General features: G+C 73.8%; 16 protein-coding genes. 9 read left to right on the plus strand and 7 right to left on the minus strand.

Annotation, left to right across the window (positions count from 1 at the left end):
* The 4 genes from ABTW95_RS31835 to ABTW95_RS31850 all read left to right on the plus strand — a co-directional run.
* The coding region (locus ABTW95_RS31835) for a substrate-binding domain-containing protein (protein WP_500228252.1) at positions 1-1,752 on the plus strand (1,752 nt) is incomplete at its 5' end.
* Positions 1,753-1,863: 111 nt separating this feature from the next.
* Entirely contained in the window at positions 1,864-3,015 is a 1,152-nt protein-coding gene (locus ABTW95_RS31840; protein ID WP_396452214.1) for an acyl-CoA dehydrogenase family protein, read from the plus strand.
* A gap of 16 nt (positions 3,016-3,031) precedes the next feature.
* The gene (fabG, locus tag ABTW95_RS31845; RefSeq protein ID WP_396452215.1) at positions 3,032-3,787 is read left to right on the plus strand and encodes a 3-oxoacyl-ACP reductase FabG; all 756 of its coding nucleotides are present in this window, start codon (positions 3,032-3,034) and stop codon (positions 3,785-3,787) included.
* A complete protein-coding gene (locus ABTW95_RS31850) occupies positions 3,771-4,364 on the plus strand; it encodes a TetR/AcrR family transcriptional regulator (protein ID WP_396452216.1) in 594 nt (197 codons plus the stop codon). The genes fabG and ABTW95_RS31850 overlap by 17 nt, the downstream gene beginning before the upstream one ends.
* Here ABTW95_RS31850 and ABTW95_RS31855 read toward each other — a convergent pair.
* On the minus strand, positions 4,358-5,125 hold the full coding sequence (locus ABTW95_RS31855; protein ID WP_500228253.1) for a helical backbone metal receptor: 768 nt from the start codon (positions 5,123-5,125) through the stop codon (positions 4,358-4,360). The two genes, ABTW95_RS31850 and ABTW95_RS31855, sit on opposite strands and share 7 nt — an antisense overlap.
* Positions 5,126-5,141: 16 nt before the next feature.
* Entirely contained in the window at positions 5,142-8,360 is a 3,219-nt protein-coding gene (gene icmF, locus ABTW95_RS31860) for a fused isobutyryl-CoA mutase/GTPase IcmF (RefSeq protein ID WP_396454220.1), read from the minus strand.
* A gap of 53 nt (positions 8,361-8,413) precedes the next feature.
* Here icmF and ABTW95_RS31865 point away from each other — a divergent pair, with 53 nt between their 5' ends.
* Positions 8,414-8,944: a MarR family transcriptional regulator gene (locus ABTW95_RS31865; RefSeq protein WP_396452222.1), complete on the plus strand. Its 531-nt coding sequence runs from the start codon at positions 8,414-8,416 to the stop codon at positions 8,942-8,944.
* Between the two features lie 32 nt (positions 8,945-8,976).
* Positions 8,977-10,248 (plus strand): hydroxyacid-oxoacid transhydrogenase, encoded by a 1,272-nt coding sequence (locus tag ABTW95_RS31870; protein ID WP_500228254.1) that lies wholly within the window; start codon positions 8,977-8,979, stop codon positions 10,246-10,248.
* 49 nt (positions 10,249-10,297) lie between these two features.
* Here the strand turns inward: ABTW95_RS31870 and ABTW95_RS31875 are convergent, their stop codons facing one another.
* A complete protein-coding gene (locus tag ABTW95_RS31875) occupies positions 10,298-11,395 on the minus strand; it encodes an alpha/beta hydrolase (protein ID WP_396452226.1) in 1,098 nt (365 codons plus the stop codon).
* Positions 11,396-11,443: 48 nt separating this feature from the next.
* Here ABTW95_RS31875 and ABTW95_RS31880 point away from each other — a divergent pair, with 48 nt between their 5' ends.
* On the plus strand, positions 11,444-12,244 hold the full coding sequence (locus ABTW95_RS31880) for a tryptophan 2,3-dioxygenase (protein ID WP_396452228.1): 801 nt from the start codon (positions 11,444-11,446) through the stop codon (positions 12,242-12,244).
* Positions 12,234-13,562 carry an FAD-dependent oxidoreductase gene (locus ABTW95_RS31885; protein ID WP_500228255.1) on the plus strand — a complete coding sequence of 443 codons (1,329 nt, stop codon included), beginning with the start codon at positions 12,234-12,236 and terminating at the stop codon, positions 13,560-13,562. Before ABTW95_RS31880 ends, ABTW95_RS31885 begins: the two co-directional genes overlap by 11 nt.
* Positions 13,563-13,584: 22 nt before the next feature.
* Here ABTW95_RS31885 and ABTW95_RS31890 read toward each other — a convergent pair whose 3' ends face one another.
* A complete protein-coding gene (locus ABTW95_RS31890) occupies positions 13,585-15,012 on the minus strand; it encodes an MFS transporter (RefSeq protein WP_396454218.1) in 1,428 nt (475 codons plus the stop codon).
* A gap of 82 nt (positions 15,013-15,094) precedes the next feature.
* On the opposite strand from ABTW95_RS31890, the gene ABTW95_RS31895 reads away from it, so the two are divergent.
* Positions 15,095-15,337 (plus strand): hypothetical protein, encoded by a 243-nt coding sequence (locus ABTW95_RS31895; protein ID WP_500228256.1) that lies wholly within the window; start codon positions 15,095-15,097, stop codon positions 15,335-15,337.
* On the opposite strand, the gene ABTW95_RS31900 is transcribed toward ABTW95_RS31895, so the two are convergent.
* From ABTW95_RS31900 to moaA, 3 genes are read right to left on the minus strand one after another with little or no spacing between them, the layout of a single operon-like run.
* Positions 15,334-15,615, minus strand: a complete 282-nt coding sequence (locus ABTW95_RS31900) for a DUF6457 domain-containing protein (protein WP_396448720.1) — start codon at positions 15,613-15,615, stop codon at positions 15,334-15,336. The two genes, ABTW95_RS31895 and ABTW95_RS31900, sit on opposite strands and share 4 nt — an antisense overlap.
* A gap of 50 nt (positions 15,616-15,665) precedes the next feature.
* Positions 15,666-16,220, minus strand: coding sequence for a molybdenum cofactor guanylyltransferase (gene mobA, locus ABTW95_RS31905; RefSeq protein ID WP_396454217.1), 555 nt, complete (start codon positions 16,218-16,220; stop codon positions 15,666-15,668).
* Positions 16,221-17,210, minus strand: a complete 990-nt coding sequence (moaA, locus tag ABTW95_RS31910; RefSeq protein WP_500228257.1) for a GTP 3',8-cyclase MoaA — start codon at positions 17,208-17,210, stop codon at positions 16,221-16,223.
* Between the last annotated feature and the right edge of the window lie 90 nt (positions 17,211-17,300).

Here is a 17,300-nt window from a genome sequence, read left to right on the forward strand (position 1 = left end):
GCCGAGCTCCCCGATCTCGGCGTCCTGCTCGGCCCGCTGGCGGGCGCGGTCGGCCTGGTGCTGCTCACCGGCCTCGGCGTGTACGCGTTCACCGCGGCCGGCGACGGCTGCTCCGGCGACGACGCCGTCACCGTCGGGGTCGCGGTGGCGCCGGACGTCGCGCCCGCGGTGATCCGCGCGGCGGGCCGGTTCAACGACGCCCGGCACGAGGTGGAGGGGCACTGCGCCCGCGCGCAGGTGCGCACCACCGACCCGGACGCCGTGGCGACGCTGCTGTCCGGCAAGGGCGTGGCCGGGGTGACCGAGCGGCCCGACGTGTGGATCCCCGACTCCTCCCTCTGGATCAAGCTCGTCGAGGGCTCCGGCCAGGCCGGGGCCGCGGGCGCGTACCAGGTCCTCGGCGGGATCGCCGCCACCCCGATCGTGCTGGCGATGCCGCGCGGGCTCGCCGTCCAGCTGCGGAACCTCGGGGCGCCGGAGCAGCCGTCGTGGACCGAGCTGCTCGCCGCGGCGGGGACGGCCTCCAACGCCGAGCCCGACGAGGACGCCGGGGACAGCGTGATCCCGCCGCGGCTGCTGCGGCTGCAGGTCGCCGACCCCGACCGCAGCGCCACCGGCATGGGCACGCTGATGCTGGCCAGCTCGCTGCTCGGGCGGACGCCCGGCGCGGAGGCCAAGTTCGCCGGCGTCGTGCGGACGATCAGGGAGGGCGTGGCGGTCTCGGTGAAGGCCGAGTTCGACGCGTTCGACTCCGACGTCGGCAAGGGCAAGGCGGACCGCTACCCGGTGGCGCTGGTGCCCGAGCAGGCGGTGTTCGGCTACAACTCCCGGCGCCCGGCCGAGCCGGTGGTCGCCGTGTACCCGGCGGAGGGGACGGTCTTCCTCGACCATCCCGTCGCCGTCCTGTCGAAGGACCGCGCCAAGGCGGCGGCCGCGCGGCTGCTGTGGAAGGCGCTGTCGGCCGCCGACACCCTCGACGACGTCCAGCGGCTCGGGTTCCGGACGCCCGCCGGGAGGGCGCCGACGGCCTTCTCGGCGAAGAACGGGCTGAACCCGAGCGCGCCGAGGGCGCTGCCGGAGCCGCCCGCCGCGGCGGTGCGCCGCACCATGCAGTCGTGGGCGCAGCTCGCGCTCAGCATCCGGATGCTCAGCATCATCGACGTGTCCGGCTCGATGGACCAGAAGGTCGCGCCGGGCGTGACGCGGCTGCAGGCCACGATCCGGACCGCCCAGGACGGGCTCTCCCTGCTCCCGGACGACAGCGAGCTCGGGCAGTGGGTGTTCTCCACCGAGCTGGTGGGCGACCGCGACTGGCGCGAGCTGGTCAGCGTCGGGCCGCTCGGCCAGCGGCTGGGCTCGGCGACGCGGCGCCAGCGCATGCTGAGCGCGTTCGCGCAGATCAAGGTGAAGAAGCACGGCGACACGGGCCTGTACGAGACGGTCATGGCCGCGTTCGACTACATGAAGCGGACCTACAAGCCGGAGTACGTGAACTCGATCCTGCTGTGGACGGACGGCCGCAACGAGGACCCGGGCGGCCCGTCGCTCGCCGAGACGCTGGAGCACATCCGCCGCGAGTACGACCCGGCGCGCCCGGTGCTGATCAACATGTTCGGCAACGGCGAGGACGTCGACGTCAACGAGCTGCGGCAGATCGCGCAGGCCACGCACGGCGACGCCTACGTGGCCGAGACGCCCGGGCAGGTGCAGGCCCTCTTCCTCAAGGCGCTGTCCCAGCGGGTCAGCCCATGACCGCGCGCCCGGCTCGTATTTGATTCTAGAACTTCATTCGAGTTAAGTTAGCGTTCTGTTAGCAGCACCCTGCTGATCGCACCCTGCTAGCCGAACGAGAGGGGCCACGGCGTGCGCCGCACCATCTTCAACGAGGACCACGAGGCGTTCCGGGACACGATCCGGGCGTTCATCGAGGCCGAGGTCGCCCCGGTCTACGCGGACTGGGAGAAGGCCGGCCACCCGCCGCGCGAGTTCTACTACAAGCTCGGCGAGCTGGGCGTCTTCGGCATCCAGGTGCCCGAGGAGTACGGCGGCGCCGGCGAGACCAGCTTCAAGTACCAGGCGGTGGTCTCCGAGGAGTGCGCCCGCGCGGGCGTCAGCTTCGGCGGCTACGGGGTGCACGTCAACCTCGTCCTGCCCTACCTGCTGAAGTACGGCTCGGAGGAGCAGAAGAAGCGCTGGCTGCCGCCGTTCGTGTCCGGCGAGATGATGACCGCCATCGCGATGACCGAGCCGGGCACCGGCTCCGACCTCGCCGGCATGCAGACCACCGCGAAGCGGGACGGCGACCACTACGTCCTGAACGGCGCCAAGACCTTCATCACCGGCGGCGTCCTCGCCGACCGGGTGCTGGTGGTGGCCCGCACGTCCCCCGCCACCCCGGAGAACCGCCGCGCCGGGCTGTCGATCCTCGCCGTCGACACCAGGTCCGAGGGGTACTCGGTCGGCCGCAAGCTGGAGAAGATCGGGCTGCGCAGCTCCGACACCGCCGAGCTGTCGTTCACCGACGTCCGCGTGCCGGTGGAGGACCTCCTCGGCGAGGAGGGCCGCGGGTTCGAGTACCTCACCCACAACCTGGCCGAGGAGCGGCTCGGCATCGCGACCAGCTCCTACGCCTCCGCCGCGGCGGCCGTCGAGTTCGCCCGCAAGTACGTGCAGGAGCGCACCGTCTTCGGCAAGACCGTCTCGTCGTTCCAGAACACCAAGTTCGTCCTCGCCGAGTGCGCCACCGAGGTCGAGGCGGCCCGCTCCCTCGTCGACCGCTGCATCGAGGCGCTGGACGCCGGGGAGCTCACCCCCGCCGACGCCGCCGTCTGCAAGCTGTTCTGCACCGAGGTGCAGGCCCGCGTCGTCGACAAGTGCCTGCAGCTGCACGGCGGCTACGGCTACATCCTGGAGTACCCGATCGCCCGCCTGTACGCCGACGCCCGCGTCACCCGCATCTACGGCGGCACCAGCGAGGTGCTGAAGACCATCATCGCCAAGGACCTCCAGGTCTGACGGAAGGGGAAGCGAGATGACCGACAACCGGGTCGCCATCGTCACCGGCTCGGCGCGCGGCATCGGCGCCGCCACGGCCGTCCGGCTGGCGAGGGAGGGCTTCGCCGTCGCGGTCTGCGACCTCGACGCGGCCGCCTGCGCCGGCACCGTGGAGACGATCGAGAAGGACGGCGGGACGGCCCTCGCCGTCGCCGTGGACGTCGCCGACTCCGCGGCGGTGACCGCCGCGGTCGCGCGCGTCGCCGCCGAGCTGGGCCCGCCCGCGGTGCTGGTGAACAACGCCGGCGTCCTGCGCGACAACCTGCTGTTCAAGATGTCCGACGACGACTGGGACACCGTCATGGCGGTGCACCTGCGCGGCTCGTTCCTGATGAGCCGCGCCGCGCAGGAGCACATGACGAAGGCCGGCTGGGGCCGCATCGTGAACCTGTCGTCGGTGTCGGCGCTCGGCAACCGCGGCCAGGCCAACTACTCGGCCGCCAAGGCGGGCCTGCAGGGCTTCACCAAGACGCTGGCGATCGAGCTCGGCAAGTTCGGCGTGACCGTCAACGCGATCGCCCCCGGGTTCATCGCGACGGAGATGACCGCGGCGACCGCCGCCCGCGTCGGCGTCGACTTCGAGGACTTCAAGGCCGCCGCCGCCAAGGAGATCCCGGTCCGCCGCGTCGGCGTCCCCGAGGACATCGCCGGCACGGTCGCGTTCCTGGTCAGCGACGACGCGTCCTTCGTGTCCGGCCAGGTGATCTACGTGGCCGGTGGTCCCCGCGCGTGACGAGGCGCCCCGCGGGCGGGACCGGGAGGCGACGGAGGAGTCGCTGCGGGCGGCGGCGGTCGCGCTGCTGCGCCGCGGCGGCGTCCTCGCCGGGCTGAACCTGCGCCAGGTCGCCGACGAGGCGCGGGTCAACCGCGGGCTGGTCTACCAGTACTTCGGGTCGCGGCGGTCGCTGCTGCGCTCGGCGCTGTTCCACCGGTCCCGGCCGAACGCCGAGGACGCGGTGGACGCCGCCGGGCTGCCGCTGCGCGAACGGCTGTCCCGGCTGTTCTGGACGAGCCTGCGCAACCCCGAGCCCGTCCGGCTGGCCACCCTGCTGGTGCTGGACGGCGACGACAGGCCGCGCGTCCTGCTCAACCGCGGCGCCGGCCGCGCCGGGCTCGCCGCGGAGGCCGCGCGGGGCGAGCTGCCGGTCGGGGACGTCGAGGCCGTGCAGGCGGCGATCGCGTCGACGATCTACGGGTACACGCTGCTGCGCGAGCATCTCGCCCGCGAGATCGGCCTCCCGGCGGAGGAGCTCGACAAGCGCATGGCCGAATGCGTGGAGGCCATGTTCTCCCGCCGGCCCGATCAGTAGGCCCGCGCCCCGGCGAGCTGCCGCGACAGGGCCGCCGGGGCGTCCGCCATCGACGGGCCGTACCAGGTCAGGAACCGCCCGCTGACGAGCGCGACGTCGAGGCCGGGGAAGGACTCGGGGCCGTCGTCCCCGGTGAACGCGTACGGCTCGTCGGGCAGGACGACCAGGTCCGCGCCGGCCGCGTTCAGCTCGTCCAGCGGGACCTTCGGATAGCGGTCGGGATGGCCGGCGTAGACGTTGGAGACGCCCAGGCGCCGCAGGACGTCGCCGGCGAACGTGTCGCGGCCGACGACCATCCACGGCCGCCGCCAGATCGGGATCACGGCCCTGCGCGGCGCGCCCGGCGAGACGTCCGCCCAGACGCGGGACGCCTCGTCCAGCCAGCCGGGCGCCGGGACCCGGCACGCCTCGGCCAGCATGCGGCGCAGCGACGCCAGGGCCTCGTCGACCGTGCGGATCTCCGTCATCCAGACGGGGATGCCGGCCGCGCGCATGGCCGCCACGTCGGCGGGGCGGTTCTCCTCGGTGTTGCCCAGGACGACGTCCGGGCGCAGCCCGGCGATGCGCTCCAGGTCGGGGTTCTTCGTGCCCCTGACGCGCGCCACGTCCAGGCCCTCGGGGCGGGTGCACCAGTCGGTGGCCCCCACGAGCAGTTCCGGCGCGGTCACCGCGACCGTCTCCGTCAGCGACGGCACGATCGACACGACCCGGCGCACCCTCTCCGGCACCGGAACCGCGTACCCGGTGTCATCGCGAGGCATCGACACCCCCCGTCGCCTACACGTTGCGCCGGTACTGCCCGCCGACCTCGAAGAACGCGTCGGTGATCTGCTGGAGGCTGCACACCCGCGCCGCGTCCATCAGCACCGCGAACACGTTCTCCCCGGCCCGCGCGGCCTCCTTGAGCGCGGCGAGGGCCGCCTCGGCCTCCCCGCGGTGCGCGGCCTGGAACGCGCGGACGCGCTCGAGCTGGGAGCGCTTCTCCTCCTCGGTGGCGCGGGCCAGCTCGATCGTCTTCGGCGTCCCGTCGTCGGCGTCCGGCGGCCGGAACGTGTTCACCCCGATGATCGGCAGGGAGCCGTCGTGCTTGCGCTGCTCGTACAGCATCGACTCGTCCTGGATGCGGCCCCGCTGGTAGCCGGTCTCCATCGCGCCGAGCACGCCGCCGCGCTCGCTGATCCGGTCGAACTCGGCGAGCACCGCCTCCTCGACCAGGTCGGTCAGCTCGTCGATGATGAACGACCCCTGCAGCGGGTTCTCGTTCATCGCGAGACCCCACTCCCGGTTGATGATCATCTGGATGGCCAGCGCCCGGCGCACCGACTCGGCCGTCGGCGTCGTCACCGCCTCGTCGTAGGCGTTGGTGTGCAGGCTGTTGCAGTTGTCGTAGATGGCGATCAGCGCCTGCAGCGTCGTCCGGATGTCGTTGAAGTGCATCTCCTGCGCGTGCAGGGAGCGGCCGGAGGTCTGCACGTGGTACTTGAGCTTCTGGCTGCGCTCGTTGGCGCCGTACCGGTCCCGCATGGCGATCGCCCAGATGCGGCGGGCCACGCGCCCGAGGACGTTGTACTCGGGGTCCATGCCGTTGGAGAAGAAGAACGACAGGTTGGGCGCGAAGTCGTCGACGTCCATGCCGCGCGCCAGGTACGACTCGACGTAGGTGAACCCGTTGGCGAGGGTGAACGCGAGCTGGCTGATGGGGTTGGCGCCGGCCTCGGCGATGTGGTAGCCGGAGATCGACACCGAGTAGAAGTTGCGGACGCCGTTGGCGATGAACCACTCCTGGATGTCGCCCATCATCCGCAGCGAGAACTCGGTGGAGAAGATGCAGGTGTTCTGCCCCTGGTCCTCCTTGAGGATGTCGGCCTGCACGGTCCCGCGCACGGTCGACAGGACGCGCGCCCGGATCTCGGCGGCCTCCTCCTCGGAGGGCTCGCGCCCGTGCTCCTCGCGGAAGGCGTCCAGCCCCTGGTCGATGGCGGTGTTCAGGAAGAACGCCAGGATCGTCGGCGCGGGCCCGTTGATGGTCATCGACACCGACGTGGTGGGCGAGGACAGGTCGAACCCGTCGTACAGCGCCTTCATGTCGTCCAGCGTGGCGATGGACACGCCGGACGTGCCGACCTTGCCGTACACGTCGGGGCGCTCGTCCGGGTCCCGCCCGTACAGGGTGACCGAGTCGAACGCGGTCGACAGCCGCGTCGCGGGCTGCCCCTCCGACAGCAGCTTGAAGCGGCGGTTGGTGCGGAACGGGTCGCCCTCGCCCGCGAACATGCGGGCGGGGTCCTCGTTGTCGCGCTTGAAGGGGAACACCCCGGCGGTGAACGGGAACCTGCCGGGCAGGTTCTCGTTCCGCAGGAACCGCAGCAGCTCCCCGTGGTCGGTGTAGCGCGGCAGCGCGACGCGCGGGATGCGGCTGCCCGACAGCGACTCGCGGGCCAGCCTGGTGCGCAGCTCCCTGCCGCGGACCTTCACGACCTGCTCGTCCCCGGAGTAGGACTCCACGACGGCCGGCCAGCCCTCGATCAGCTCGGCGCTGCCCGGCTCGACGTCGCGGCGCGCCTTCTCCAGCAGCGCCTCGACCTCGGAGGCGTCCTCCAGCTCGGCGCGCACCTCCTCCAGCCGCTGGACGCGCCGCACCGCCTCCATCTGCCGCACCGTGCCGGCGTGGTAGGCGCGCACGGTCTCGGCGATGTCGGACAGGTACCGCACCCGGCCGGGCGGGATGATCGCCGCGGCGCCGGTGGAGGTCTTCGTCGCGACCCGCGGGAGGGCGCCGTCCCGCAGCTCCAGCCCGTGCCCGGCGAGGAGCCCGCCGAGGTGCTGGTAGAGGGCCGTCACGCCGTCGTCGTTGAAGGTGGCGGCGCTGGTGCCGAACACCGGCATGTCCTCGGGCCGCCGCCCGAACGCCTCCCGGTTGCGGACGAGCTGCCGCGACACGTCCCGCAGCGCGTCGGCCGCGCCGCGCCGCTCGAACTTGTTGATCGCGACCACGTCGGCGAAGTCGAGCATGTCGATCTTCTCGAGCTGGGACGCGGCGCCGAACTCGGGCGTCATCACGTACAGCGACACGTCCACCAGCGGGACGATCGCGGCGTCGCCCTGCCCGATGCCGGGCGTCTCCAGGATGACGAGGTCGAACCCGGCGGCCTTGCAGGCGGCGATGATGTCCTCGACGTTGTCCGGCAGCTCGCGGGCGCCCCGCGTCGCCAGGGAGCGGAAGTAGACGCGGTCGCCGTCCAGGGAGTTCATCCTGATCCGGTCGCCGAGCAGCGCGCCGCCGCCGCGCCTGCGGGTCGGGTCCACGGCCAGGACCGCGACGCGCAGCCGGTCGCCCTGGTCCACGCGCAGCCGCCGCACCAGCTCGTCGGTGAGGGACGACTTGCCGGAGCCGCCGGTGCCGGTGATGCCGAGCACGGGGACGCGGCGCGCGGCCGCGGCCTCGGCGATCCGCGCCCGGTCGCCGTCCGGCAGCCGCCCCGCCTGCAGGCAGGTGATCGCCCGCGCCAGGGCGCGGCGGTCCCCCGCCAGGACGTCGTCCGCCGGGAGCGGCTCGGCGGCCAGGTCGACGTCGCACTCGCGCACCAGCTCGTTGATCATCCCGGGCAGGCCGAGCCGCTGCCCGTCCTCCGGGGAGAAGATCCGCACGCCCGACCCGGACAGCCGCGCGATCTCCTCGTGCACGATCACGCCGCCGCCCCCGCCGAACACCTTCACGTGCTCGGCGCCGGCCTCCTTCAGGCTGCGCGACAGGTACTCGAAGTACTCGACGTGGCCGCCCTGGTAGGAGCTGATCGCCACGCCCTGCGCGTCCTCCTCCAGCACGGCGTCGACGACCTCGCGGACCGAGCGGTCGTGCCCCAGGTGCACCACCTCGGCGCCCTGGGACTGCAGGATGCGCCGCATGATGTTGATGGCCGCGTCGTGGCCGTCGAACAGCGCGGCCGCGGTCACGAACCGGACCGGGTGCCTCGGCGCGTGCAGCTCCCCCGTCACCGTCCCACCACCAAACCTTGGACTTCCAATATTTGGAAGTTAAAATAGTTTCCGTGCGCGAACCAGTCAAGACGGCATACGGTGTTGCGGTGCCCGACACCCCCGACCCCATCGCCGAGGCCCACCGCCAGTGGAGCGCCCGCTGGCCCGAGCACGCCGACCACATGGCGGCCGTCACCTCCGTGATGCGCGCCCAGCAGCTCCTGCTCGGCCGCGTCGAGGCCGTCCTCAAGCCCTACGGGCTGACGTTCGCCGCCTTCGAGGCCCTGCGCCTGCTCGCCTTCACCCGCACCGGCACCCTGCCCATGGGCAAGATGGGCACCCGCCTCATGGTGCACCCCGCCTCGGTGACCAACGTGATCGGGCGCCTGGAGCGGCGCGGCCTCGTCGGCCGCGGCCCCTCCCCCGACGACCGCCGCGTCGTCCTCGCCACCATCACCGACGCCGGCCGCGACCTCGCCGAGGAGGCCACCGCCGCGCTGAACGAGTCCGGCTTCGGCATCGCCGGCCTCCCCGCCGCGCAGGCGACGGAGATCACCGCGGCCCTGCGCGCCGTCCGCGTCTGCGCCGGCGACCTCCCCTGACCGCCGCCGCGCGGCTGTGGCACCGTGAGGGCATGGGTGATGAGACGGTCTTCACGTACGGGGCGCCGCAGCTGAAGTTCGGGGCCGGGGCGGCGGACGAGATCGGGTTCGACCTGGCGCAGTACGGGGCGCGGCGGGTGCTGGTCGTGACCGACGCCGGGGTCGCCGCGACGGGCGGGCCGCAGCGGATCGCCGACGCGATGAAGGAGTACGGGATCGCGGCCGCCGTGTTCGACGGCGTGCACGTGGAGCCGACGGACGACAGCCTGCGGCGGGCCGTGGAGCACGCGCGGGAGACCGGGCCGTACGACGCGTACGTCGCGGTCGGCGGCGGGTCCAGCATCGACACCGCCAAGGCCGTGAACCTGATGACGACCAACGACGGCGACCTCGCGGAGTACCTGAACCCGCCGATCGGGGCCGGGCGCGCGCCCGAGCGGCCGCTGCTGCCGCTGGTCGCCGTGCCGACCACGACCGGCACCGGGGCCGAGAGCACGACCGTGTGCGTGCTCGACGTGCTCGACCTGCGGGTCAAGACGGGGATCAGCCATCCGCGGATGCGGCCGGTGCTCGCCGTGGTGGATCCGGAGCTGACGATGTCGCAGCCGGCCGGGGTGACCGCGTCGGCGGGCATGGACATCCTGTGCCACGCGCTGGAGAGCTACACGGCGCGCCCGTACGACGAGTTCGCGCGCAAGCGGCCGGAGCAGCGGGTGCCGTACTGCGGCGCGAACCCCGTCTCGGACATGTGGGCGGAGAAGTCGCTGGGCCTGCTGGCCCGGTCGTTCCGGAGGGCCGTCCGGGACGGGGACGACCGGGAGGCCCGCACGGACATGGCGCTCGCGGCGACGTTCGCCGGGCTGGGGTTCGGCAACGCCGGCGTGCACATCCCGCACGCGAACGCCTACCCGATCGCGGGGCGGGTGAAGGACTTCCGGCCGGACGGCTATCCGGTCGGCGAGCCGATGGTCCCGCACGGCATGTCGGTGGCGCTGACCGCGCCCGAGGCGTTCCGCTTCACGTTCGAGGCGCGTCCCGAGCGGCACGTGCGCGCCGCCGAGCTGCTCGATCCGGGGATGGAGCGGCCCGGCGACGCGGCCGAGCACCTGCCGCGGGCGGTGCTGCGGCTGATGCGCGACATCGGGATGCCCGGCGGCATCGGCGGCGTCGGGTACGCGGAGGGCGACATCCCCGGGCTCGTCGAGGGGGCCATGAAGCAGCAGCGGCTGCTGGCGATCGCGCCGCGCCCGGTGGACGAGGACGCCGTCGCGGGGATCTTCCGGCGGTCGCTGAGCCTGTGGTGAGCCGCGCCCCCGGTGAGCCGCGCCCGCGGTGGGCCGCGGGTGCGGCGGGTCAGCGCTCGCGCACCCACGCGTCGATCAGGTCGGCGGCCTGCGGGCGCGATCCGGGCAGGTAGTGGCTGTCCTTGATGAATTCGAGGGTCTTGTCCCGGGCGGCGAGGGCGCCGAAGATCGCGCGGGCGTCGCTGTCGTAGACGCACTCGTCGGCGGTCGCGTGCACCACCAGGGACGGGACGGTGATCCGCGCGAGGTGCGGCGCGGCGGCGCACTGCGAGGTGCGCAGGCTCCACATCGACAGCCAGGTGCGCAGCGTGCACAGGGAGCCGATGCCGAACACGCCGTAGTTGGCCTTGGCGGGGTCGCCCAGGTAGCAGCGGCCGGGTTCGCGGTCGGACGGCTCGATCGACGGGTCGATCATGCGCAGGTCGGCCCAGGTGCGGTGCACGGTGAACAGGGCGTCGCGGGCGCGGGTGCCCTCCAGCGCGTCCAGCCGGGCCAGGACCCAGTCGGTGATGCGCTCGTTGCGGGCGCGCTGGGCGGCGCGGTAGCGGGCCTGGAACTCCGGGTCGAAGGGCGGGCCGTTCCCGGGGTCGAACGGGTCCAGGGACGGGTCGGCGGACAGGGCGTCGGTCTCGTCCGTCACGGACGGGTCCATCCAGGCCGTGAGGACCTCGGGGCGGCCCGAGTGCGCGGCGAGGGCGATGAACAGGTCCCCGGCCGGCAGGTCCTCGATGGCCGGGACCGGGCGCATCCCGGCGACCGGCGTGACGTTCGGCTCGACGGCCTGGGACTGGTAGGCGGCCATGAGGGAGCCGCCGCCAGAGTTGCCGAGCAGCACGACCCGCTCGGCGCCGGCCTCCTCGCGCAGCCACCGCACGCCGGTGCCGATGTCGGCGAGGGCGTGGTCGAGCAGGAAGTGCGCCTCGTCGCCGCGGAACCGGGTGTTCCAGCCGAGGAAGCCGTACCCGCGCGCGGCCAGGTGCTCGGCGAGGTAGTGCTCGGAGAAGTCGACGTTGTAGTGGGTCGCGATGAACGCCGTCCTCGGCCGCCTGCCGGCGGGCCGGTGGTAGACGCCCTGGCACGGGTGGCCGCCCGCGCCCGCCCGGCCGGCCGGCGGCGACGGCAGCCCCACGAAATCCCTGGTAATCACGATCCCTTATGCTGCGGCTCACATCCGTTATGTCGCAAGGAGGCATTGATGACGGATTCGCCGACAATGACGTACGGCGGCTATCTGCGGCTCGATGATCTTCTGTCCTGCCAGGAGCCGAAGACCCGCGCCCACGACGAGCTGCTGTTCGTGATCATCCACCAGGTCTACGAGCTGTGGTTCAAGCAGATCCTGCACGAGGCGGCGCTGCTGCAGCGCCGGCTGGAGGACGGCAACAGCGCCGGCTCCCTCGCCACCGCGCGCCGGATCACCAAGATCCTCAAGACCGTGGTCGGGCAGCTGGACGTGCTGGAGACGATGACGCCCCGGCAGTTCGCCGCCTTCCGCAACGTCCTCGGCAGCTCCAGCGGGTTCCAGAGCGAGCAGTTCCGCGAGATCGAGGCCGTGCTCGGGCGGCGCGCCTTCCCCGCGTCGGTGCTGCGGGACGACGAGCGGCTCCGCGCCGCGGTGTCCCGCCCGTCGATGTTCGACTCGCTGCTGCGCTACCTGGACGGCCACGGGTTCCCCGTCCCGCGCGAGGCCCTGGAGCGGGACACGTCCGAGCCGTGGGAGCCCGACCCCGGCGTGCAGAAGGCGCTGCTCGCCGTCTACGCCGACGAGTCCGGCCCGGCCGCCGAGGTCTGCGAGGCGCTCGTCGACATGGACGAGGGCGTCCAGGAGTGGCGCTACCGGCACCTGAAGATGGTCGAGCGGACGATCGGGGCGAAGCTCGGCACCGGCGGGTCGGCGGGCGCCGACTACCTGCGCCGGACGCTGTTCGCCCCCGCGTTCCCGGACCTGTGGGAGGTCCGCTCCCAGACCGAGGAGGCGCCCGTCCATGGCGGCTGACGGGGCGGCCGGCGGGGCGGCCGGCGGCGAGCGGGTCGCGATCGTCGGGGCCGGCCTCGCGGGCTGCCTGCTCGCGGTGCTGCTGGGCCGCCGCGGCATCCCGGTCACGGTGTACGAGCGGCGCCCCGACCCGCGCGTCGCGGGCGCCGAGCGCGGCCGCTCGATCAACCTGGCGATCTCCGCCCGCGGGCTCGCCGCGCTGGAGCAGGTCGGGCTGCGCGAGGAGTCCCTCAAGCAGGCGCTGCCCATGCACGGGCGGATGGTGCACCCGCTGCCGGGCGCGCAGAACTTCCAGCCCTACAGCGCGGACGGCGAGCTCGCCATCAACTCCATCGGCCGCGCCCAGCTGAACCAGTCGCTGCTGGACACCGCCGAGGCCACGCCCGGCGTCACGCTCCGGTTCTCCCGGCGCGTCACGGGGGTGGACGCCGACGCCGGGGCGCTGCTGTTCGAGGACGCGGACCCCGAGCCCGCCGGCGTCGTCCTGGCCGGGGACGGCGCCTACAGCGCGGTCCGCCGGTCCCTCGGCTTCGACCACGACGCCGACTTCCTGGAGCACGGGTACAAGGAGCTGACCGTCCCGCCCCGGGACGGGGAGTTCGCGCTCGACCCGGACGCGCTGCACATCTGGCCGCGCGGCACCTCCATGATGATCGCGCTGCCGAACCTCGACCGGTCGTTCACCTGCACGCTGTTCTGGCCGAAGGGCGACTTCGACGCGCTCGACACGCCCGGGAAGGTCACCGCCTACTTCGAGGAGCACTATCCGGACGTAGTGGACCTGATGCCCGGCCTCACCGACGACTACGCGAACAACCCGGTCGGGTCGCTGGTGACGGTCCGGGCCTGGCCGTGGACCCGGTACGGCGCCGGCGCGACCGTGGCGCTGCTCGGCGACGCCGCGCACGCGATCGTGCCGTTCTTCGGGCAGGGCGCCAATTGCGCGTTCGAGGACTGCATCGAGATCGACGCCTGCCTCACCGAGGCGGGCGGCGACTGGCGGCGCGCCCTGTCGCTCTACCAGGAGCGGCGCAAGGCCAACACCGACGCGATCGCCGAGATGGCGCTCGACAACTTCATCGAGATGCGCGACCGGGTGTCGTCCCCGGTGTACCGGGCGAAGCAGGCCGCGACGCACGCGCTGGAGCGGCGCCTCGCCGGGCGCTACGTCTCCCGCTACGAGCTGGTGTCGTTCTCGACGCTGCCGTACGCGGAGATCCCGGCCCGGATCCGGCGGCAGAACCTGATCCTGGGCGCCGCCGCCGCGGGCGGGGCCGCCGCGCTCGCCCTGGCCGTGCGCGCCGCCCGGCGGCGCTGACGCGCGGCGCCGGGGGGCGGGCTCAGCGGCGGCGCCGGCGGCGGCCCGCGAAAAGGTCGGCGACGGCCGCCGCCAGCGCCGCCAGCACGAACCCCGCGATGACGATCAGCCCGTGCCGGAACGCGGCCGCCCAGTCCCCGCGGGTGCCGGCCACGGCGGAGAAGAACACCGCGCCGACGGCGGCGACGCCCATCGCGGTGCCGACCCGCTGCCCGGTCTGCAGGACGCCCGCCGCGCTGCCGCCCTCGGTGTAGCGGACCTCCGACAGCGTCAGCGTCTGGTTGGGCGCGATGACCAGGCCGCTGCCGAGCCCCGCGACCAGCAGCGGCGCCGCCGTCGCCCAGGCCACGCCGCTGCCCGGCCGCAGCTCCACCGCCACCCACGCGGCGCCGAGCCCGATCAGCACCAGCACCAGCCCGGCGGCGACGAGCGGGCGCCCGTAGCGCGACACGATCCGGCCGCCGACCGCCGAGGCGCACCCGGACCCGACCGCGAACGGCGTGATCGCGAGGCCGGCGCCTAGCGCGCTGTAGTCCAGGCCGTTCTGCAGGTAGAGGGTGAAGATGAAGAAGATCGCGGTGAACCCGGCGAAGTACAGCAGCGCGATCGCCGACCCGAGCGAGTAGGAGCGGAGCCGGAACAGCTCCAGGTCGACCATCGGCGCCCCCGCGCGGCGCTCCCAGGCGACGAACACGGCGAGCAGCGCGGCGCCCGCGAGGAGCAGCAGCCACTTGAGGCCGGTGCGCCACTGCTGCTCCTGCACGAACGGCAGCAGCACGCACACGACGCCGGCGCCGAGCAGCAGCACGCCGAACGGGTCGAGGCCCTGCCGTTCGCCGTAGACGGGGGCGGGCAGCATCCGCCAGGCCAGGAACAGCGCCGCGATCCCGACGGGGACGTTGACGTAGAACACCCACCGCCAGCCGTCCGCGGACCCGCCGAGCGCGATCAGCCCGCCGCCGAGCAGCGGCCCCACGGCGGTGGCGATCCCGATGACGGCGCCGAGCGCGCCGAACGCCCGGCCCCGCTCGGCGCCCTGGAACAGCTGCTGGATGAGGCCCGCGACCTGCGGGTTGAGGATGCCGCCCGCGACGCCCTGGACGAGCCGGGCCAGGACGAGCAGCAGGACCGTCGGCGCGATCCCGGCGGCGGCGCTCGCCGCCGTGAACAGCGCGAGGCCGGACATGAACACCGCGCGGCGGCTGCGGGCGTCGCCGAGCCGCCCCGCCGGGACCAGGACGAGCCCGAACGTCAGCGCGTACCCCGACAGGATCCACTGCAGCTGCGCGTCCGAGGCGCGCAGGTCCGCCCTGATCGACGGGAGCGCCACGTTGACGATGCTGACGTCCAGCAGCGTCATGAAGGCCGCGACGAGGCAGACCGACAGCGCCCGCCAGCGGCGGGCCGCGTCCCGGCGGCGCTCGGCGGTGTCCGCGGGCTCCGGCTGCACGGCGGGCTCCTCTCCGGTGATCGCCGGGATGAAACACGGGGCGGGAACGCTCCCGCCGGGACGGCTGTGCCACAGTTGCCGGATGACCGACTCCGCTCCGGGGACCGGCCCCGACGAACCGCTGTGCTCCGCCAAGGGCTGCCGCGCCGCCGCCGTGTGGGCACTGCGCTGGAACAACCCGAAGATCCACACGCCGGACCGGCGGAAGATCTGGCTGGCCTGCGACGAGCACCGCGAGAGCCTGTCGGAGTTCCTGTCCCGCCGCGACTTCCTGAAGGACGTCGTGCCCTTCGCCGACCGCGACGCGCCCCCGGCCGGGGGCTAGGCCTCGCCGAGGACGGGCTCGCCGGCCGGCCCCGGCACCTCGGGCGTCCGGTCCCGCCAGCCCTCGGCCATCTCGGTGAGCCGGGCGGCGGCGTCCCGCGCGGGCGCGCCGCGGCCGACGGCGAGGCCGAGCAGGTACGCCGTCAGCGGCGCCCCGGGCCGCGCGACCCCGTGCGCGACGTCGCGGGCGAGATCGAGGATGAGGCTCTGGTCGATGTCGCCGCGTTCCAGGCCCAGTTCGACGCAGGCCGCCTTGATCCAGTCCTCCAGCACCGGCATGGGTACCCCTTTCGCACGTGGTCCAGGCAACTCTGCCCGCTCTCCCCCGATCAAAGCAGGCGCTCGGCGGCGGCGAGCTCCTCGGGGGTGTCGCAGTCGTACCAGGCCGGGCGGGCGCCCGCCGGGACCGCGACGGCCACCGGGTCCAGGGGGCCGAGCAGGCCGCGCAGGGACGCGCCGCGGTAGCCGTCCAGCGCCTCCCGCAGGGCGGCGGCCCGCCAGCAGCCGGCGAGCCACTGCTCGCGGCCCTCCCCGTCCAGCAGCACGGCGCCGGGGCGCTCCCCCATCGCGTCCAGCAGCCGGGCGAGGTGCGCGGGGCGCAGGAACGGCATGTCGGCGGCCAGCAGCGCCAGCCGGGGCGCCCGGACCTCGGCGAGCCCGGCGCGCAGCGCGGGCACCGGCCCGGCGCCGGGCGGGTCCTCGCGGACGACGACGGCGCCCGGCAGGACGTCCCGCCGCGGCCCCACCACGATCAGCCGGGACGCCCGCGCCGCGGCGGCGGCCGTCCACTCGATCAGCGCGCGGCCGCCCACCGGCGCGGCGGGCTTGTCGGCGCCGAACCTGCGGGCCCGCCCGCCGGCCAGCAGGACGGCGTCGAACTCCACTCAGCCGCCGATCGCCGACATGGGCCGGGCGGGCTGCAGGAACGACGGGTCGTCGATGCCGTGCCCGGCGCGCTTGGCCCACACCGCCTTGCGCCACCGGTCGGCCAGCTCGGTGTCGGTGGCGCCGCCGCGCAGCGCGTCGCGCAGGTTGGTCTCCTCGGTGGCGAACAGGCAGTTGCGGATCTGCCCGTCGGCGGTGAGCCGCACCCGGTCGCAGGCGCCGCAGAACGGCCGGGTCACCGACCCGATCACCCCGACGGTCTCGGGGCCGCCGCCGACCAGGAACGACTCGGCGGGCGCGCTGCCCCGGTCGTGCGCGGCGTCGGGGGCGAGGTCGAACTCGGCGGACAGCCGCTCCAGGATCTCGTCCGCGGTGATCATGTTCTCGCGGGTCCAGCCGTGCTGGGCGTCCAGCGGCATCTGCTCGATGAACCGCAGCCGGTAGCCGCGCTCCAGGCAGTACCGCAGCAGGGGGACGGCCTCGTGGTCGTTGATCCCGCGCATCAGCACCGCGTTGACCTTCACCGGCTCCAGCCCGGCGTCCCGCGCCGCGGCGAGCCCGGCCAGCACGTCGTCCAGCCGGTCGCGGTGCGCGAGCCGCTTGAACGTGTCGCGGTCGAGGGTGTCGAGGGAGACGTTCACCCGGTCGAGGCCCGCCTCGGCCAGCGGCGCGGCCAGCCGGTCGAGGCCGATGCCGTTCGTGGTGAGCGAGATCTGCGGGCGCGGCGACAGCTCCGCCGTCCGCCGCACGATGCCGGGGAGCCCGCGCCGCAGCAGCGGCTCGCCGCCGGTGTAGCGGACCTCGGTGATCCCCAGGTCCCGGACGGCGAGGCCCACCAGGCGGACCACCTCGTCGTCGGTGAGCAGTTCCGGCTTGGGCAGCCAGTCCAGGCCCTCCGGGGGCATGCAGTACGAGCACCGCAGATTGCACCGGTCGGTGAGCGAGACCCGCAGGTCCGTCGCGATACGGCCGAAGCTGTCGACCAGCACGGGCGCCCCTTCCTGCTGACCGGCGGCCCGCCCTCGCGGCCCGCCGGGGATTGCGGTCGGTCACACCAGCCTATTGCGGTGGTTGACGAT

Source organism: Spirillospora sp. NPDC127506 (genome assembly GCF_040302145.1).
Lineage (GTDB): Bacteria > Actinomycetota > Actinomycetes > Streptosporangiales > Streptosporangiaceae > Spirillospora.